Here is a 17,526-nt window from a genome sequence, read left to right as displayed (position 1 = left end):
ATTTGCGGGCATGGCTGTCGGTGAGCATCGATATGGTCCTTTCGTTTCAGGCTTAGGCTGCGTCGGCGTGGGCTTGTTTCAGGCCGGATACAATCCAGTGAACATTGTTCATGTATGCAGCATAGCACATCGTGAACGTCGTTCAAGAGAAAAATGAACAGCGTTCACAGCTCGAACTGTTGAATGGGAACATCCTGGATGCGAGCTTCGCGCGACCCGGCGTTCAGGAACAACGGAACGTTGGACAAGCTTTCGATTTTGCGGCGACTGGAGCTACAACAGCCGGCCGCAAACGGCTATCAATCGTCGCGAAGTCATGCTTCGGGGTGGTGAGAGGCGCGCGGCTTGCAGCTGGATTTGAAAACAATCGAGGCTTTGGCCCCCGATCAGGCCTCGCTTGGCGCAGCCGCCAAGCTGACCAAGCGGTCGAACTGGCCCCGGCTTGAAGCGCATGAACAGCTGCCGCTGATCTGGGGCGAATGCCAGGGCTCGGGCTCCAACCCCTACCGGGTCGCGTTCGACACCTCCGACCACGGCTATAAATGCACCTGTCCGTCGCGGAAATTTCCGTGCAAGCACATACTGGCGCTGGCCTGGATCGGCGCCACGGCACCCGACAGCTTCGCCCGCCTCGACCAGACGCCCGATTGGGTGAACGACTGGCTCGGCCGGCGCCGCAAGCCAGGGCAGCCGCCGGCCACGGCGCCGGCTCGCGCGGAAGGCAAAAGCATCGACGAGGCATCGCGGCCGGAAGAGGCACCTCCTGTCGAGGACGCTGCCGCCACCGAACGCCGCGAGGCGGCGCAGCGTAAGCGAGCGGAGGACACGCGCAGCGCGGTCTCGGCCGCGCTCGACGAGCTCGACCAATGGATCGCCGACCAGTTGCGGCTCGGCCTTGCCGGCTTTGTCGATGCCTCGAGCGAGCGCTGCCGCCGCATCGCCGCACGGCTGGTCGACCTGAAGGCGACGGCGCTGGCCGGTCGTATCGACGAGTTGCCCGCGAAGCTGATGGCGCTGCGCGGCGAGGAGCGGCCGGACGCCGCCATCCGCGAGCTGGGCAAGCTGGTGCTGCTTGCCAAGGCCTGGCGCGCGGCACCCGATGATGCCGAGCTGAAACGCCTGGTCTCGGCATCGGAGACGCGCGACCAGATCCTCGCCAATCCCGACGCCGTTCAGGTCGAGAGCGACTGGGAGGTGCTTGGCGAAAAGATCGAGACTCGCCGCGACGGCCTCGTCAGCCACGCGACCTGGCTGCTCGACCTGAAAAGCTCGGTTCCGCGATTTGCGGTGCTGCTCGATTTCTTCCCGGCCTCAGCCGGCCGGCGGTCCGGCGCCTTCGCGCCGGGGGATCGCTTCAAGGCGAGGCTGGTGTTCTATCCGTCGCGCAATCCGCTGCGGGCGCTGGTCGCGGAACGGCTGGGAGATGCCGCGCCCGGTGCATGGCCGGCTTTCGCCCCGGATGCAGCCGGCGATCCGCTGGCCGCCTACGCCGCCTTCCAGGAGGGCGCCCCATGGCTGTCGGACTGCCCCATCATCCTGCCGGCCGGCGCGATCGCGTTGGACGAAAAGGACGCCGCCTGGTGGCAGGCGGCAAACGATCCGCACGGCATCGCCTTGCCTGTCGCTGGGTCCGTCCACCAGACCTTGCTCGGCATCGATCTCGCGGCGACCGCCGCACTCTGGAACGGCGCCAGGCTCGAGCTGCTGGCCTCGCAAAGCAGCATCGGGAGGCTCGATCTGTCATGAACGGGCTCGATCAAGCGGGGCTGGCACGGTTGCGCGACGGCTGGATTTCTGGCGGCGCCATGTTCGAATTCGCCCCGGTCGAGTGGAAAGAGGTAGCCACCGCTTCCAACTCGGACGAACGGGAGAGGCGGCTCTTGGCCATCGCCGCGCAGGCGCTGGATGTCGCGCTTCGCCCTGCGGCGCCGAAGAGCTTGAAGCGGCGCCTGCCGCTGCCGGTGCTGGCCTTGCCGATGCTTCCCGAACGGCTGCGGCCATTGCTGCGTGCCGCGCTTAAATATGCGGCTGATGCGCGGCTCAAGACCCGCGTGGCCGCGCTTGTCGCCAGCCGAGGCTTCGTGCTGCATCCGATGGACTGGATGCCCGCTGCGACGGATCAGGAAAGCCCGGATATCTACGCCCCCTGGGTCGACTGGCAGGCAGGCGCGGACAGCGAAAAGCAGTCGCGGCGCGAGGATTTGACGGCGGAAACCTGGGACGATTTCTATCCCGCCGCGCGCCGCAGCGCGCTGATCGATTTGCGTCGCTCCGCACCCGCATTGGCGCGGACCCTTATCGAGACAAAAGGGGCAAGCGAGCCCGCCGAGGTCAGGCTTGCGCTAGTCGAACTCATGCGTTTTGGCCTGGGGGCCGATGACGTGCCGTTTCTGAAGAGCCTGTCTGCCGATCGCTCAGGCAAGGTGCGCGAAATGGCCGGCCGGCTGCTGGCGAGGTTGGGGGAACGGGGCAATCCAGCGGATGGCGGCTCGGAAGACCCGATAGCTGAGCTCGCCGCCTTCATCGAGGAGGGCAAATCCGGCTTCATCCGCCGCCGCACCACCTACGCGCCGGTGAAACTCAAATCCCCTGCGCAGCAAGCACGTCGTGCCGACTTGTTCGCCTCCTGCTACTTCGGCGATCTCGTCGCCCACTTCGGCAAGACAGAGGCCGATTTCATCGGCGCATGGCAGTTCGGCGTCGATGACGGCGCCGATCTCTTTCTCGTTCGAATGGTCGCGGCGTCCGGCGGCGACGCGGCGGTGGCCTCTCTGGCGGATCTGCTTGCCGCAGCCGGTGGCAGGCTGGCGATTCTCGGCCTCCAACTCACGGCGCGTTTGGACAGCGGCGGGAAGCGTGTCCTGATCAGGCAGATCCTGAATGACGGGCAAAATCTGGCCGCGCTCAACATGGTCGAAGGCGCTGAGGCAGGCTGGCTGGAGTGGGGCGACCTTGCAAAGGGCAAGACGCTTTCCGCGTTGCGATCCGCCGTCTCGGGCGACAACGACGTCGTGAAACGGAACACCGAGCAGCATCTCGAATCCATCGGCTTTCTTGCCACGGCTGCGACGGCGGAAAAATTGATCGGCGAGGTCGTCGCCGCCGGCCTGCCGCCCGCATCCCCATCGCTTAGCCTGCTGCGCCTCAACGCGGCGCTGGCCGCAAACCCAACCACATGATCAACCCGGAGAAGATCGCATGAACGCAGCCATTCGCCTCCCGGCCGAACAGGTCTACGCCGCCGAACTGCAGGCCCTGGCGCGCGGCGACGACCGGCAAAAGCCTGCCGGCTGGAGCCTGTCGCCGAAAGCCGTGCTCACCTATCTGATGGGCGGGAAGGCGAGCGACGGCACGGTGATTTCGCCAAAATATGTCGGCCGCCGGCAATTGATGGAAACGGCGGTCGCCACGCTCGCCACCGACCGCGCGCTGCTTCTGCTCGGCGTTCCCGGAACGGCAAAATCCTGGGTCTCGGAACATCTCGCCGGCGCCATCATGGGCAACTCGACGCTGGTCGTGCAATGCACCGCCGGCACTGACGAGAATCAGATCCGCTATGGCTGGAACTATGCCCAGCTGCTCGCCAAGGGCCCGAGCCAGGAAGCGCTGGTGCCGACGCCGCTCTACCGCGCCATGCAGGACGGCAAGCTTTGCCGGCTGGAAGAGCTGACGCGCATGGGCTCCGACGTGCAGGACACGCTGATCACCGTGCTGTCGGAGAAGATGATGCCGGTGCCGGAGCTGAACACCTCGATCTATGCGCAGCGCGGCTTCAACATCATCGCTACCGCCAACAACCGCGACAAGGGCGTCAACGAGCTCTCCTCGGCGCTGAAGCGCCGCTTCAACGTCGTGGTGCTGCCTTTGCCGGACGATATGGCCGAGGAAGTCTCGATTGTCTCCCGGCGCGTCGGCGAGATGGCCGGCGGGCTGGACCTGCCGGTGCCGAAGAATGTCGGCGAGGAGATTGCGCGGGTGCTCACCATCTTCCGCGAGCTGCGTTCGGGCGCCACCGCGGACGGCAAGGTCACGCTGAAGACGCCGTCGGGCTCGCTCTCCACCGCCGAGGCGATCGCAACCATGGTCAGCGGTCTCAGCCAGGCGGCATGGTTCGATGACGGCAAGCTGCATGCCGAAGGCCTGGCGCCGAGCCTTGTCGGCGCCATCGTCAAGGATCCTGTGCAGGACAAGGTGGTTCTGGAGGAATATCTGGAGACGGTGCTGAAGAAGCGGCCGGACTATGCCGGCTACTATGCGGCGCTCAACGCGGCCATCTGAACCATGACGCAAGGCGGCATCAGCTATTTCGGCATCCGCCACCACGGACCAGGCTCCGCCGGGAGCCTGGTCAAGGCGTTGCAGGAGTTGCAACCGGTCGCCGTGCTTATCGAGGGGCCGGCGGATGCCTCGCCGCTGTTGCCGCTGCTCGCCAGCCCGGACATGAAGCCGCCGGTGGCACTGCTCTGCTATCCGGAGGATGATCCTGCCGCGACCAGCTTCTGGCCTTTCGCCGAATTCTCGCCGGAATATCAGGCAGCACTTTGGGCCGTCGCCAACAAGGCGGCGCTGCGCTTTATCGACCTGCCGTCGGCCGCGCGGCTTGCGGAGAAGGCGGCTGAAGCGGCAGCGGACACCGAAGCAGCCGAGGCGGACGTCACGGAAGAGCAGGGAGAAGAACCCTCGCGCATCCAGGATCCGATCGGCACTTTGGCGCGTGCCGCCGGCTACGAGGACGGCGAGAGCTGGTGGTCGGACATCATCGAGCAGAATCCCGAGCCCGGCCCGATCTTCGCGGCCATCGCCGACGCGATGATGACGCTGCGCGACGGCGAGGGTTCGATCGGCAGGTTCGAGGCTATGCGCGAGGCACATATGCGCCTCGAGATCGCCGCAGCGCGGAAGGAATTCGACGGCCCCATGGCCGTGGTTTGCGGCGCCTGGCATGTGCCGGCCCTTCAAGCGGGGCATACGCAGAAGAGCGACCAGGCGCTGCTCAAGGGCATCGGCCGGCGCAAGACCACGATGACCTATGCGCCGTGGACCGGACCGCGCCTGGCGCTGGGCTATGGTTATGGCGCCGGCGTCGTCGCGCCGGGCTGGTGCAAGCATCTGTGGCAGACACGTGGGCAGGACGACGCCTCGGTCCTGTGGTTGGCGCGGATCGCCTCGGTGCTGCGGGCGAAGGGCCACATGATCTCCACCGCCTCGCTGATCGAGGCGGAGCGTCTGGCGCGCGCGCTAGCCGCAATCCGCGAACGGCCAAAGCCGGGCTTCGAGGAACTGCGTGACGCTTCGATTTCGGCCCTCTTCAACGGCGAGGCCCTGCTGTGGAAGATGGTCGAGGCCGAGCTGCTGCTCGGCGCCGATGTCGGCGAGATCCCGCACGACACGCCGCTCGCGCCGCTGATTGACGATCTGCAGCGCAACCAGAAGGCTGCAAGGCTGAAGCCAGAGGCACTGGAGCGGGAACTTTCCGTCGACCTGCGCAGCGAGAGCGGTCTCTTCCGCTCGACATTGCTGCACCGGCTGAACGTGCTTGGCGTCAATTGGGGCAGGCTGACCGAAGTCGGCCGCAGCCGCGGCACATTCCGTGAGCGCTGGATGCTCGCCTGGCAGCCGGAATATGCCGTCCGCCTTGTCGAGAACCTGGTCTACGGCCCGACCATCGAGAAGGCCGCCAATGGCAGGCTGATCCAGATGATCGGCGCCGCCGCGACGCTCGATGCTTTGGCCACGCTGGTGCAGAGTGCGATCACCGCCGCCCTGAGCGAGGCGTCCGCCGCCGGTCTTGCAGCGCTCGAGGAAAAGGCGGCGCACAGCAGCGAGTGCCTGGAGTTGCTGGCCTCGGTGCCACCGCTGGCCGACATCATCCGTTACGGCGAAGCGCGCAAGACCGAGACCGAGCGACTCGCCGGCCTGCTGGAGCGGCTGATCATCGAAGGCTCCATCGCGCTGCCTTACGCGGCGCGCGATCTCGACTCGCAGGCCGCTGCCGCGCTGATGGGAGCGCTGCGCAAGGCCGACGAGGCGATCAAGCTGGTCGAGCCGGACGAGCATGTCCTTGAGGCGTGGCGCAACGGCCTGGCGGCCGTGCTCGACTCTTCGCGCTCCACGGCGCTCGTCGCCGGTTGCGCCGCGCACCTACTCTACGAAGCTGGACAGCTCTCAGCCGATGAGACCGCCGATCTCCTGGCAAGGCGCCTGTCGCCAGGAACGCCCGTGATCGATGCCGCAGCCTTCTTCGAAGGGTTCTTCAGCGGCGCCGGCCAGCGGCTGATCTATGACGAGGGTTTGCGCGGCGCCGTCGATGCCTGGCTAGCCTCGCTCGACGAAGAGGCTTTCGTGGCGCATCTGCCGCTGCTGCGCCGCGTCTTCTCCAACCTCGACAGCATGGAGCGTCGCCGCCTCATCGAGGCCGTGCTTGGCAAGAGAACGAGCCTGCCTGCCGGGCTGATTCCGGCGCCGGATGGTGGCGCGGCATGGCGGAGGCATTTTGGCATCCTACGCCGTCTGATCACCGGGGAGCCCAGCCATGGCTAACGATACGACCGGGCCGGACCTCGAACCGATTGCGGACAATCGCGAGCGCCGTTGGCGGCTGGCGATTGGCGCCGACGAAGAATCCTCCTCGGCGCTGTCGGCCGAGGACCGAAAACTCTCGGCGGCGCTCGATGCGCTTTATGGCGACGGCAGCGGCGACACCGCCGGCGATCCGCGCAAGCGGCGCGGCGGGCTCGGCCGCTCGGCGCCCCGCGTCGCGCAATGGATGGGTGACATCCGCTCCTTCTTCCCCGAGCAGGTCGTCCAGGTCGTGCAGAAGGACGCCTTCGAGCGGCTGAACCTGAAGCAGATGCTGATGGAACCGGAATTCCTCAAGGCGATCGAAGCGGACGTCAATCTCGTCGCCGACCTGATCTCCTTGCGCTCAGCGATGCCGGACAAGACCAAGGACATCGCCCGGTCGATCATTTCCGACATTGTCGCCAAGCTGATGCAGCGCCTGGAGCAGAAGACCGCGGAGGCGATTCGCGGTGCGCTCGATAAGTCGCGGCGCACCAACCGGCCGCGCCAGCGCGATATCGACTGGCCGCGCACGATCACGGCGAACCTCCGCCACTACCAGCCGGACCATAAGACCGTGGTTCCGGAAAAGCTGGTCGGTTTCATGCGTCGTCAGCGCCGATTGGTCGACCTCGACGAGGTGACGCTCTGCGTCGACCAGTCCGGCTCGATGGCAAGCTCGGTCATCTACGCCTCGATCTTCGCCGCCGTGATGGCCTCGCTGCCGGTAGTGCGGACGAAACTCGTCTGCTTCGACACGGCGATCGTCGATCTGACAGAGGAACTCAGCGATCCGGTCGAGGTGCTGTTCGGCGTCCAGCTCGGCGGCGGCACCGACATCAACCAGGCGGTCGCCTATTGCGCCGAGCGCATCGAACGGCCGACCAAGGCGCATTTCATCCTGATCACCGATCTCTACGAAGGCGGCAACGGCAAGGAGCTCCTGCAAAGGCTGGCAGCACTTGTCCGGTCGGGCGTCAATGTCGTCGTGCTCTTGGCGCTCACCGATCAGGGCCGTCCCGGCTACGATCCGTCGATGGCCGGGTCGGTCGCCGCGCTAGGCATCCCGGTCTTTGCCTGCACGCCCGACCATTTCCCCGACATGATGGCGGCAGCACTCCGCCGCGAGGACATCGGCGCCTGGGCGGCGGGCGCGGACATCAAGCTCATTCGCGCCGACGCGGAGACGCCGAACGCCGCCGAATAGCGTTCGGCGGCGTTCGCTATGGCCTTTTTTGCGACCTGACCGTGACAGGTCATGCTGATGCTGCTTAGCCGAATTTCGGATCGAGGCTGCCCGACTTGTAGCGCTTGGCCATCTCCGCCAACGGAATCGGCTTGATCTTCGGCGCGTTGCCGGCGGTACCGAACTGCTCGAAGCGCTCCTTGCAGAGCTTCTTCATGGCAGCCATCGCCGGCGTCAGATATTTGCGCGGGTCGAACTCCGACGGGTTCTCGGTCAGCACCTTGCGGATCGCGCCGGTCAGCGCCATGCGGTTGTCGGTGTCGATGTTGATCTTGCGCACGCCATGCTTGATGCCGCGCTGGATCTCCTCCACCGGCACGCCCCAGGTCGGCTTCATCTGGCCGCCATATTTGTTGATGATCTCCTGCAGCTCTTCCGGCACCGACGAGGAGCCATGCATCACCAGATGCATGTTGGGCAGACGGCGGTGGATCTCCTCGATCACATTCATCGCCAGCACCGCGCCGTCCGGCTTGCGCGAGAATTTATAGGCGCCGTGGCTGGTGCCCATGGCCACCGCCAGCGCATCGACATGCGTATCCCGCACGAACTGCTCGGCCTGCACCGGGTCGGTCAAGAGCTGGTCGTGGCTGATCGCGCCTTCGACGCCATGGCCGTCCTCCTGCTCGCCGCCGCCGCTCTCCAGGGAGCCGAGCACGCCGATCTCGCCCTCCACCGACACGCCGCCCCAATGCGCCATGTCGACGACGCGGCGGGTGATGCCGGAATTATAAGCGTAATCGGCCGGAGACTTGCCGTCCTCCTTCAGCGAGCCGTCCATCATCACCGAGGTGAAGCCATACTGGATCGCCGTGACGCAGGTCGCTTCGTTGTTGCCGTGGTCGAGATGCATGCAGACCGGGATGTCGGGATGGATCTCGACCAGCGCGTCGATCAGCTTGGCCAGCACCACGTCATTGGCATAGGCGCGCGCGCCGCGGCTGGCCTGCAGGATGACCGGCGACTTGGTCTCCTCGGCCGCCTCCATGATGGCGAGGCCTTGTTCCATGTTGTTCATGTTGAAGGCAGGCACGCCATAGCCATGTTCGGCGGCATGGTCGAGCAATTGTCTCAGTGTGATGCGAGCCAACGAATAGTCTCCCGTATCTGTTGCAGGCACAAGTTACCCAACGTCAGGCGCCATGGCCTGACCCGACTGCTTCTGGCCGGATTTCCGGCGGACCGCAACCCACACAAGTTGCGGTCCTGAAATCCAAATCGGTTTAGTTTAGTGCACCGCTCGTGGAGCGGTTCACGCGGCGATCCTTGCACGCGCGGCGAGGATCTCGACGCGGGCCTTCGCTTCCTTGCCCTTTACGGTGAAATGCTCGTGGAAGAAGCAGTGATGCTCGGCACTGTCAATCCACGCGTTAACGCGTGGACCGGAAGGCGCTCGCGGGTCGAGACCCTTACCGCCGGTGGGGACTTTCACCCCGCCCTGAGAACATTAGCGCGGGTTTATGGGAGAGGAGGGTTGGCGCTGTTAATTGGTGCCCAGGCGATCGCGTGGGGCGAGGAACCCAAGCTTTGAGACGCTGGCGGGGTATCTCGTGTCCTACCAACGTCTCCCGACGGGAAGACTACCCCCGTTCGGGAAACATCGCCTTCAGTCCTTCGCGCGAGGCCTTTGCCACGCCGCGCTCGGTGATGAGACCCGTCACCAGCCGCGCCGGCGTCACATCGAAGGCCGGGTTGGCCGCCGGCGTCGCATCGGGCGACACGCGCACTTGGGCGACCTTGCCGTCAGCCGTCCTCCCCCACACCAGCGAGACCTCGTCGCCGGAGCGTTCCTCGATGGGGATTTCCTTCAGCCCATCGGCCACCGTCCAGTCGATGGTGGGCGAGGGGAGCGCGACATAGAAGGGCACGTCATTGTCTGCGGCGGCCAAAGCCTTCAGATAAGTGCCGATCTTGTTGCAGACGTCGCCATTGGCGGTGGTGCGGTCGGTGCCGACGATGACCATGTCGATGTCGCCATGCTGCATCAGATGGCCGCCGGCATTGTCGACGATCAGCGTGTGCGGCACGCCGTGCCCTGCCATCTCCCAAGCCGTCAGCTGGGCGCCCTGGTTGCGCGGCCTGGTTTCGTCGACATAGACATGGACGGGGATACCGGCCTCGGTCGCCAGATAGATCGGCGCGGTGGCGGTGCCGTAGTCGACCGTCGCCAGCCACCCGGCATTGCAGTGGGTGAGGATGTTGACGGTCTCGCCCGGCTGCTTCTTCGCCGCGATCTCCTTGATGATGGCAAGCCCGTTCTCGCCGATGGCGCGGTTTAAGCCCACATCCTCGTCGGCGATCTCGGCGGCACGCCGGTACGCGGCCTCGGCGCGCTCTTCCGGCGCGAGCGGCTTAAGGAAGCGCCGCATCTCGTCCAGCGCCCAGCGCAGATTGATCGCCGTCGGCCGCGTCTTGTGAAGCGTTTCCCACACCGTGTCGAGCGCTTCGTCCGACGGATCGTCCATCATCTGGATGGCGACGCCATAGGCGGCGGTGACGCCGATCAGCGGCGCGCCGCGCACCCACATGTCGCGGATGGCGGTGGCGATGCCGGCGACGGTTCCGATCGTCTCGATGCGGAACTCATGCGGCAGCCAGCGCTGGTCGATGATCTCGACCGAGCGCTTGTCGTCACTGAGCCAGATGGTGCGGTAGTGGCGTTCGCCGACGTTCAAATACAGTTCTCCTGTTCGATCAGCGCGGCCAGATTGTTGACCTCGTCGATGCTGTGGATCTGGCGCCGGTTGACGGCGATGTGGCGGCCGAAGCGCAAAGCCTTGGCCTCACATCTGGCGCGCAGGTCTTGATCGGCAATAGTCTCGAAATCGGCATTGTGGGCCAGCCCAAGGATGCGCCGGTGCACCTCTATGCCGGCAAAGCCGAGCAGGTCGGTCCAGATGGAATGCAGCGTGTGGTCGAGCGCCTGTTCGGAACCCAGCCTGTCGCCCTGATCTTCGAACAGGCTTTTCTGGTAGAGCATGCCGGTGCGTTCGGTGCGCCAGAGATGCGAGAACTCGGCGCGGAAGGTCGCCCAGGTCTCGGCGGTGACGCCGAGCAGATAGGGGCGCATCGAGTCGCGGCTGCCTTTTTCCTCGTGTCCGCGCTGCGAGAAGAAGGCCATCCAGAAATTGGCGAGCAGCATGCCCACATCGAAGGCGATCGGGCCATAAAAGGCGAATTCCGGATCGATCATCCTGGTCTCGGTGTCGGTCACCATGATCGAGCCGGAATGCAGGTCGCCATGCAGCAGCGTCTCGGCATTGGCCGCGAAAAGGTGCTTCAGCCGTTGCGCCTCGACCTTGAGGTCGCGGTCGGCGCGCAATTCGGCAACCAGGCCGTCGAGCTGCGGCGAAGTATGCCGGTTCATCCTGGCGTCGAAATAGGGATCGGAGAACACCAGGTTCTCGGTGATGTCGCAGAGCTCGACATTGTCGGCGAACAGCGCCAGGTCGGCCTTGCGCTCTTTCGTCACCATCGACAGATCCGAGCCGCGGAACAGCGTGCGGGCCATGAACAGGCCGATGTCGCGCGCGATGTTTGGCAATTCGCGGCCGTCGATCAGCGCGCGCCTGAGGATGACGTGCGGCGGCGCCAGATATTCCATTACGATCAGCGCCTGGGTCTCGTCGAAATGGTAGATCGCCGGCACCGAGCCGGGCGCCCGGCGCTCCTGCCGGGTCAGCGCATGATATTCGAAGAAGGAGCGCTTCAAGGGCAGCGGCCAGCTGTCGCCGACCAGCCGCACATAGGGCAGCGCCTGCTTCACCACCGCCGCACCTTGGTCGCCCTCGACGATGAAGACGAGGTTCAGATTGCCGTCACCGACCTCGCGTACTTTCCAGTGGCTGGCGTCCTTGCCGATGCGCTCGGTCAGCGCCGCGGTCTCGCCAAGGCGCTTCGGCAGCGTCTCCACCGACAATGCTTCGAACTTCCCGGTCATTCTCTCCCCTCCTGCGCGTGGTGTCCGACGATAGCGGAGCCACGGCGGCGGGGCCAAGCTAGGAAGCGCTCTGGCAAATGTCAATCGTGTTGACAATTGACGAATGACCCCATAGCGTCAGGAACCAGGGAGGAAGGAATGGGCCCAGATGCCGTGTTCCATGTGGAGGGCTTGAGGAAATCCTTCGGCCAGAACGAGGTGCTTGGCGGCATCTCGCTCGACCTTTATGCGGGCGAGGTCACCGTGCTGATGGGCGCCAACGGCGCCGGCAAGTCCACCCTGGTCAAGATCATCAGCGGCGTCTACGCGCGCGGTGCCGGCACGATGCGGCTCGCCGGCAAGGCATTCGACCCGCAAACCCCCGCCGAAGCCATTCGCGCCGGCGTCGTCACCGTGCACCAGAACATCAATGACGGCGTGGTCGCCGACCTCGACGTCGCCACCAACCTGACGCTCGACCGGCTGAGCGGCAAAGGCGCGTCGATGCTGTTCAAGCCCGCCAATGTCCGTGCCGAAGCCAAGGCCGTCGCCGACCGCATGGGACTCGCGATCGACCTCAAGGCGCGCGTTAGCGACTTGTCGTTGGCCGACCGGCAGATGGTGGCCATCGCTCGCGCCATGGCGCACCAGCCCAAAGTGCTGATCCTCGACGAGCCGACCTCCTCGCTGTCGAGCGCCGAGGCCGACCGGTTGTTTTCGCTGATCGACCGGCTGCGCGGTCATGGCGTCGCCATTCTCTACATCTCGCACCGCATGTCCGACATCAGGCGGCTCGCCGACCGCATCATGTCGATGCGCGACGGTGTCGTCTCCGGCGTCTTCGATCAAAAACCGCTTGATTACGAGGGCGCCGTCAACGCCATGCTCGGCCGCAAGATTCGTCTCGATAGGGTCGTCGCTAGAAGCTCGGCGCGCGCGGTTTTCACTGCAGAAGGCCTGCGGATCGCGCATGGCGCAAAGCCGATCGCGATGACGCTCGGCGCCGGCGAGGTGGTGGCGATCACCGGCCTCGTCGGCGTCGGCAAGACGGCGCTTGCTGAAACGCTTTTTGGCGTGCGCAAGCCGCTCGCCGGAACCATGCATATGGATGGCAAGCCCTACGCGCCGGACTCGGCGCGCGCGGCGATAGCCGCCGGTGTCTTCCTGGTCGCCAAGGATCGCGCCGAAAGCGGCATCGTTGGCGGCTTCAACATCGAGCGCAACATCAGCCTGCCGTTCCTCAGGCGCATGTCGAGCCTCGGCGTCATGAAGAAGCGCGCCGAGCGCCTCGCCGCCCGCCGCCAGATCGACGAGCTCGGCATCGTCTGCCGTTCCGAGAAGGACGAGCTTTCGGCGCTGTCCGGCGGCAACCAGCAGAAGGTGATGGTGGCGCGCTGGATGTCGCAGGCCTCGCGCCTCTTCATCCTCGACGAGCCGTTCCAGGGTGTCGACATCTCGGCGCGCCGCGACATCGCGGCTAAGCTCAGGGCAAGCGCCGACGGCCGGGCCACGCTGATTTTCGTCACCGAGATCGATGAGGCGCTGGAAACCGCCGACCGCATCCTGGTGATGTCGGAACACACGATCGTCGGCGAGCACAGGAACGCCGATATCGACCTCGACCGGCTGCTGGCGGAAGTGGCCGGCGGCCCGCTTCACAGCGCGGCATGAGGTCGCGGAATGACGAGATTCGGAGTGCAGGCATGAGTTCCAGTTTGGCGGGCAGGGCAACGGCGCGGGAGCGTTCGATGACATTGCGCGACTATGCCATCCGCTGCGGCTTCATCATCCTGCTGGTCGGGTTGATCGCCTATTTCGCGATCGCGGCCGATGGTTTCGCCTCGCCGCAAAGCGCTGTCTTCATCTTCCAATCGGTCGCCATCACCGGCGTGCTGGCGCTCGGCGTCACCGCAACGCTGGTCGTCGGCGGCTTCGACCTGTCGATCGGCTCGGTCGCGACAAGCGCCATGATGGCGGCCTCCTACGCGATGGTCGTGCTGGAGCAGAACGCCATCGTCGCCGTCATCGCCTGCCTGGTCATCGGCGTCATCGTCGGCCTGATCAATGGCTGGCTGATCGTCTATATGCGCGTGCCCGATCTGCTGGCCACGCTCGGCATGATGTTCCTGCTGCTTGGCCTGCAGCGTATCCCGACGGAAGGGCGCTCGATCGCCACCGGCATGACCATGCCCGATGGCTCGGTCGCCAACGGCAAGTTTTCCGAAACCTTTCTGGCGCTCGGCCGCCACCGCATCGATTTCTTCATCCCGAACCTGATCCCGGTTTCGGTGGTGGTGCTGGTCGTGCTCGCGCTGCTGATCTGGTTCTTCCTCGAATACACCCGCTTCGGCCGCATGATGTATGCGGTCGGCTCCAACGAGAGGGCCGCTGAACTCGCCGGCGCGCCTGTCAAGGCATACAAAATCTGGGCCTATGTCATTTCGGGAGTTTTTGCCTCTATCGGCGGGATTTTGCTCGCCGCCCGGCTTGGACGTGGCGACATCGCCTCGGGTAATAATCTGCTCCTCGATGCGGTAGCGGCGGCGCTCATCGGCTACGCGGTGCTCGGCGCCGCCAAGCCCAACGCCTTCGGCACCGCCGTCGGCGCGGTGTTCGTCGGCGTCCTGCTGCAAGGCCTGACGATGATGAACGCTCCCTACTACACGCAGGATTTCGTCAAGGGCGCGGTGCTCGTCGTCGCCCTTGTCTTCACCTTCGCCCTTTCCGGCAGGGGCAAGAGATAGTTGCGACCGGGACATTGATGAGAACACAAACGGAGGAAAAAGTGAGCATCACAAGGAGACTTTTGGGGAAGGCGGCACTCGGCCTCGCCGGTGCGGCGCTGCTGATGCAGGGCACGGCATTGGCGGCGGACCGCCCGGCGCCGTTCGACAAGCCCGGCGTCAAGATCGCGCTGGTGCGCTATCTGTCGACCGGTGACTTCTTCCAGGCCTATCTCTCCGGCGTCGAGGCGCAGGCGAAGGCCCTCGGCGTCGACCTGCGCGTGCTCGACAGCCGCCAGGACGCCGCGCTCCAGGCCGACATGGTCGACCAGGCGATCGCGCTCGGCGTCCAGGGCATCATCATCCAGCACGGCCTGACGGAATCGATGAAGGACGCCGCCCAGCGCGCTGTCGACGCCGGCATCAAGGTCGTGGCCTTCGACGTCAATGTCGAGAACCCGAAGATCCCGCAGATCGAGCAGTCGGACAAGGATCTCGCCAAGCTGGCGCTCGAACAGGCGGTCAAGGACAATGGCGAGAGCTGGAAGGGCGGCTATGTCTATGTCGCCGGCATCGCCCCGCTCGACCGCCGCAACGAGACCTGGGTGGATGTGAAGAAGAAATATTCGGGCATCAGCGAGGTCGCCCAGTTTGGCACGCTCGACAACCCGATCGCCAACTCCGTCGCCAATCAGGCGCGTTCCGTGCTCCAGGCGCATCCCGACATCAAGGTGATGTTCGCGCCCTATGACGAGTTCGCCAAGGGCGTGAAGATCGCCGTCGACGAGGCCGGCCTGAACAAGGGCATCAAGATCTATTCGGCCGACATCTCGACCTCCGACATCGCCGCCATGCGCGAGCCGGACAGCGCCTGGGCCGCCACCGCCGCCACCAACCCGGCCGTCGTCGGCCAGGTCTCGGTGCGCGCGCTGGCGCAACTGCTTGCTGGCGAGGACCCGGGCCACAACGTCATCGTGCCGCCGACGTTGATCACCCAGAAGGAGCTGATCGACAAGGACATCAAGAACATGGAAGACCTATCGGCCAAGCTGCCGCAATTTGCCCATGCCGATGTCGCGATGCCGGCCTGGATGCCGAACCCCAACGCCAAGTAAGGTCTCAGGCAGTCACGAAATGAAGAGAGCGGTCCAGCGGGCCGCTCTCTGTTTACAGGAGCCGTTGCGGCCTCACCGCTGCCAGAAAGGCAGTTTGGCGATCTCTGCTTCGACCTCTTCCTTCGTCAGCCCGATATCGTCGATCAGATGCGGATTATCCGTCGCCAGGCGCTTGAGCTCGAAGCGGAAATAGGCCTGCTTGCGGTGCTCGGCGATAAGACCGCGCAGGGCCGCCAAGCTAAAGGGCCGGCGGCCTGTGTGCATTGCCGGTGCCGCCAGACATGTGGAAGGCGCAAAGCTGTCGTTCATGGCAACCTCCATCGAAATGAGGGTTTCGAAGCCCTCGACCTGATTGAGATTGCACTGTGCCGCAGGCGGCGAGCGACGTAATTAAGCCCTCCCAAATAGTTCTCAAAACTTCCAAATCGGCTATAGATGCGCCGCATGCAGGGATCGCGCTTTGCTTTCGGACCATTCGTGTTTGATCCCGGCGCGGGAACGCTGCTTCGGGGCGATGTTCCCGTCGCCGCCGGCCATCGCGGGCTGAAGCTGCTCGAGGCCCTCGTCGCGCGTCCAGGCGAAATCCTCGCCAAGGCCGAGCTGATGGACGCGGCCTGGCCGGGCACGGCGGTAGAGGAAGGCAATCTCACCGTCCAGATCGCGCAATTGCGCAAGCTGCTCGGTCCGGCGGCCGGTGGTGGCGAGTGGATCGCCACCGTGCCGCGTGTCGGCTATCGCTTCACCGGTACGGTCGAACAGGCCGACGCCACGCGCAAGCCGTTGCCGCTGCCCGACAAACCGTCGATCGCCGTGCTGCCCTTCGTCAATCTGAGCAACGATCCCGAGCAGGAGTCTTTCGCCGACGGCCTGACCGAAGACCTGATCACCGATCTTTCACGGATTCCGGGCCTCTTCGTCATCGCGCGCAATTCGGTGTTTGCCTACAAGGGCAAAGCGATGGACGTGCGCGCCATCGCCGGCGAACTCGGCGTGCGCTATCTGCTGGAGGGCAGCGCCAGGCGCGCGGCAGGGCGTGTGCGCATCAACGCCCAGCTGATTGACGCGCTGAGCGGCAAGCATCTGTGGGCCGAGCGGTTCGATCGCGGCCTGGAAGACATCTTCGCCGTTCAGGATGAGGCTACCGCCAAGATCGTCGAGGCGCTGCTCGGGCGGCTGCGCGCGCCGCCGGCCCGCAACCGGCCCAGAAATCTGGAAGCCTATGATCTCGTCGTGCGGGCTCGCAAATCGTTCGACGAATCCCCGCAGATGGCGCGCGAAGCGCATCTGATGCTGACGCGCGCGATCTCTCTCGATCCGGACTATGCCGAGGCCTATCGCTGGCTTGCGATGAACCACTGGATGGGCTGGGTGCATTGGGGCGAGCCGTTCGAACCTGCCCGCAGCACGTCCCTGGAATTGGCGCGCAAGGCGGTGGCGATCGACCCCCACGACGCCGGCTGCCGCTGGGTGCTCGCCAACCTGCTTGCCTATGAACGCGATTTCGAACAGGCCGAGATTGAGTTCGCCAAGGCGATCGAACTCGATCCGAACGAGGCGGATATCTGGGCGACATTGTCCGACATCGAGGTGCTGGCCGGCCAGGTGGACTTGAGTCTCGAGCACATCCGCAAGGCGTTCCGGCTCAATCCCTTTCCGCCGAGCTGGTATTATCTGACGCTCGGCCAGGCACAGTATGCGGCCCGTGACTACGAAGCCGCCGTCGAGACGCTGCGCCGCGACGAGACCTACCGCACCAGCTCGCGCCGCTTCCTGGCGGCGGCCCTTGCTCAACTCGGCCGGCTCGACGAGGCGCGCACCGAGGTCGCGCTGTTCCTGGTCGGGAATCCGCACTTCTCCACCCAGCGCTGGGTCGATACAGAGCCTTTCCGCGACGACGCGACGCTTGAGCATTTCGTCGACGGCTTCCGTAAAGCCGGCCTGCCGGAGTGAGGCCGGCGTAAC

At 65.2% G+C, this 17,526-nt stretch carries 13 protein-coding genes; 9 read left to right on the top strand and 4 right to left on the bottom strand.

The annotated features are described in order from the left end of the window. Positions 1-357 precede the first annotated feature (357 nt). Genes E5X34_RS15230 through E5X34_RS15210 form a run of 5 tightly spaced genes read left to right on the top strand, consistent with a single transcriptional unit; the run spans position 358 to position 7,768 of the window. Positions 358-1,746, top strand: a complete 1,389-nt coding sequence (locus tag E5X34_RS15230) for an SWIM zinc finger family protein (RefSeq protein WP_292566057.1) — start codon at positions 358-360, stop codon at positions 1,744-1,746. A 29-nt stretch (positions 1,747-1,775) separates the two neighbouring features. After that, on the top strand, positions 1,776-3,179 hold the full coding sequence (locus E5X34_RS15225) for a DUF5691 domain-containing protein (protein WP_292566054.1): 1,404 nt from the start codon (positions 1,776-1,778) through the stop codon (positions 3,177-3,179). Positions 3,180-3,198: 19 nt separating this feature from the next. After that, on the top strand, positions 3,199-4,278 hold the full coding sequence (locus tag E5X34_RS15220) for an AAA family ATPase (RefSeq protein WP_112095179.1): 1,080 nt from the start codon (positions 3,199-3,201) through the stop codon (positions 4,276-4,278). A 3-nt stretch (positions 4,279-4,281) separates the two neighbouring features. Further along, entirely contained in the window at positions 4,282-6,540 is a 2,259-nt protein-coding gene (locus E5X34_RS15215) for a DUF5682 family protein (RefSeq protein WP_292566050.1), read from the top strand. Next, a complete protein-coding gene (locus E5X34_RS15210) occupies positions 6,533-7,768 on the top strand; it encodes a VWA domain-containing protein (protein ID WP_292566047.1) in 1,236 nt (411 codons plus the stop codon). Before E5X34_RS15215 ends, E5X34_RS15210 begins: the two co-directional genes overlap by 8 nt. Positions 7,769-7,832: 64 nt before the next feature. Here the strand turns inward: E5X34_RS15210 and fba are convergent, their stop codons facing one another. From fba to mtnK, 3 genes are all read right to left on the bottom strand, one after another. After that, entirely contained in the window at positions 7,833-8,897 is a 1,065-nt protein-coding gene (fba, locus tag E5X34_RS15205) for a class II fructose-bisphosphate aldolase (RefSeq protein WP_040998092.1), read from the bottom strand. Positions 8,898-9,387: 490 nt separating this feature from the next. Further along, on the bottom strand, positions 9,388-10,482 hold the full coding sequence (mtnA, locus tag E5X34_RS15200; RefSeq protein WP_292566044.1) for an S-methyl-5-thioribose-1-phosphate isomerase: 1,095 nt from the start codon (positions 10,480-10,482) through the stop codon (positions 9,388-9,390). After that, positions 10,479-11,747: an S-methyl-5-thioribose kinase gene (mtnK, locus tag E5X34_RS15195; RefSeq protein WP_292566042.1), complete on the bottom strand. Its 1,269-nt coding sequence runs from the start codon at positions 11,745-11,747 to the stop codon at positions 10,479-10,481. The genes mtnA and mtnK overlap by 4 nt, the downstream gene beginning before the upstream one ends. A 138-nt stretch (positions 11,748-11,885) precedes the next feature. Here mtnK and E5X34_RS15190 point away from each other — a divergent pair, with 138 nt between their 5' ends. The 3 genes from E5X34_RS15190 to E5X34_RS15180 all read left to right on the top strand — a co-directional run bounded on the left by E5X34_RS15190 (position 11,886) and on the right by E5X34_RS15180 (position 15,564). Beyond that, a complete protein-coding gene (locus E5X34_RS15190) occupies positions 11,886-13,397 on the top strand; it encodes a sugar ABC transporter ATP-binding protein (protein WP_292566039.1) in 1,512 nt (503 codons plus the stop codon). 77 nt (positions 13,398-13,474) lie between these two features. Next, positions 13,475-14,470, top strand: coding sequence for an ABC transporter permease (locus E5X34_RS15185; protein WP_292566305.1), 996 nt, complete (start codon positions 13,475-13,477; stop codon positions 14,468-14,470). Positions 14,471-14,511: 41 nt separating this feature from the next. Continuing rightward, the gene (locus tag E5X34_RS15180; protein WP_292566036.1) at positions 14,512-15,564 is read left to right on the top strand and encodes a substrate-binding domain-containing protein; all 1,053 of its coding nucleotides are present in this window, start codon (positions 14,512-14,514) and stop codon (positions 15,562-15,564) included. Between the two features lie 72 nt (positions 15,565-15,636). Here the strand turns inward: E5X34_RS15180 and E5X34_RS15175 are convergent, their stop codons facing one another. Then, a complete protein-coding gene (locus E5X34_RS15175; protein ID WP_292566033.1) occupies positions 15,637-15,873 on the bottom strand; it encodes a DUF1127 domain-containing protein in 237 nt (78 codons plus the stop codon). A gap of 126 nt (positions 15,874-15,999) precedes the next feature. Between E5X34_RS15175 and E5X34_RS15170 the strand changes: the two genes are divergently transcribed. Beyond that, complete coding sequence (locus E5X34_RS15170; RefSeq protein WP_292566030.1) at positions 16,000-17,514, top strand: winged helix-turn-helix domain-containing tetratricopeptide repeat protein; 1,515 nt, start codon at positions 16,000-16,002, stop codon at positions 17,512-17,514. Positions 17,515-17,526 lie beyond the last annotated feature (12 nt).

This window comes from Mesorhizobium sp. (assembly GCF_004963255.1).
Taxonomy (GTDB): Bacteria; Pseudomonadota; Alphaproteobacteria; order Rhizobiales; family Rhizobiaceae; genus Mesorhizobium.
Note: the sequence above shows the minus strand (reverse complement) of the source record. Positions and strands in the feature narration are given on the sequence as shown.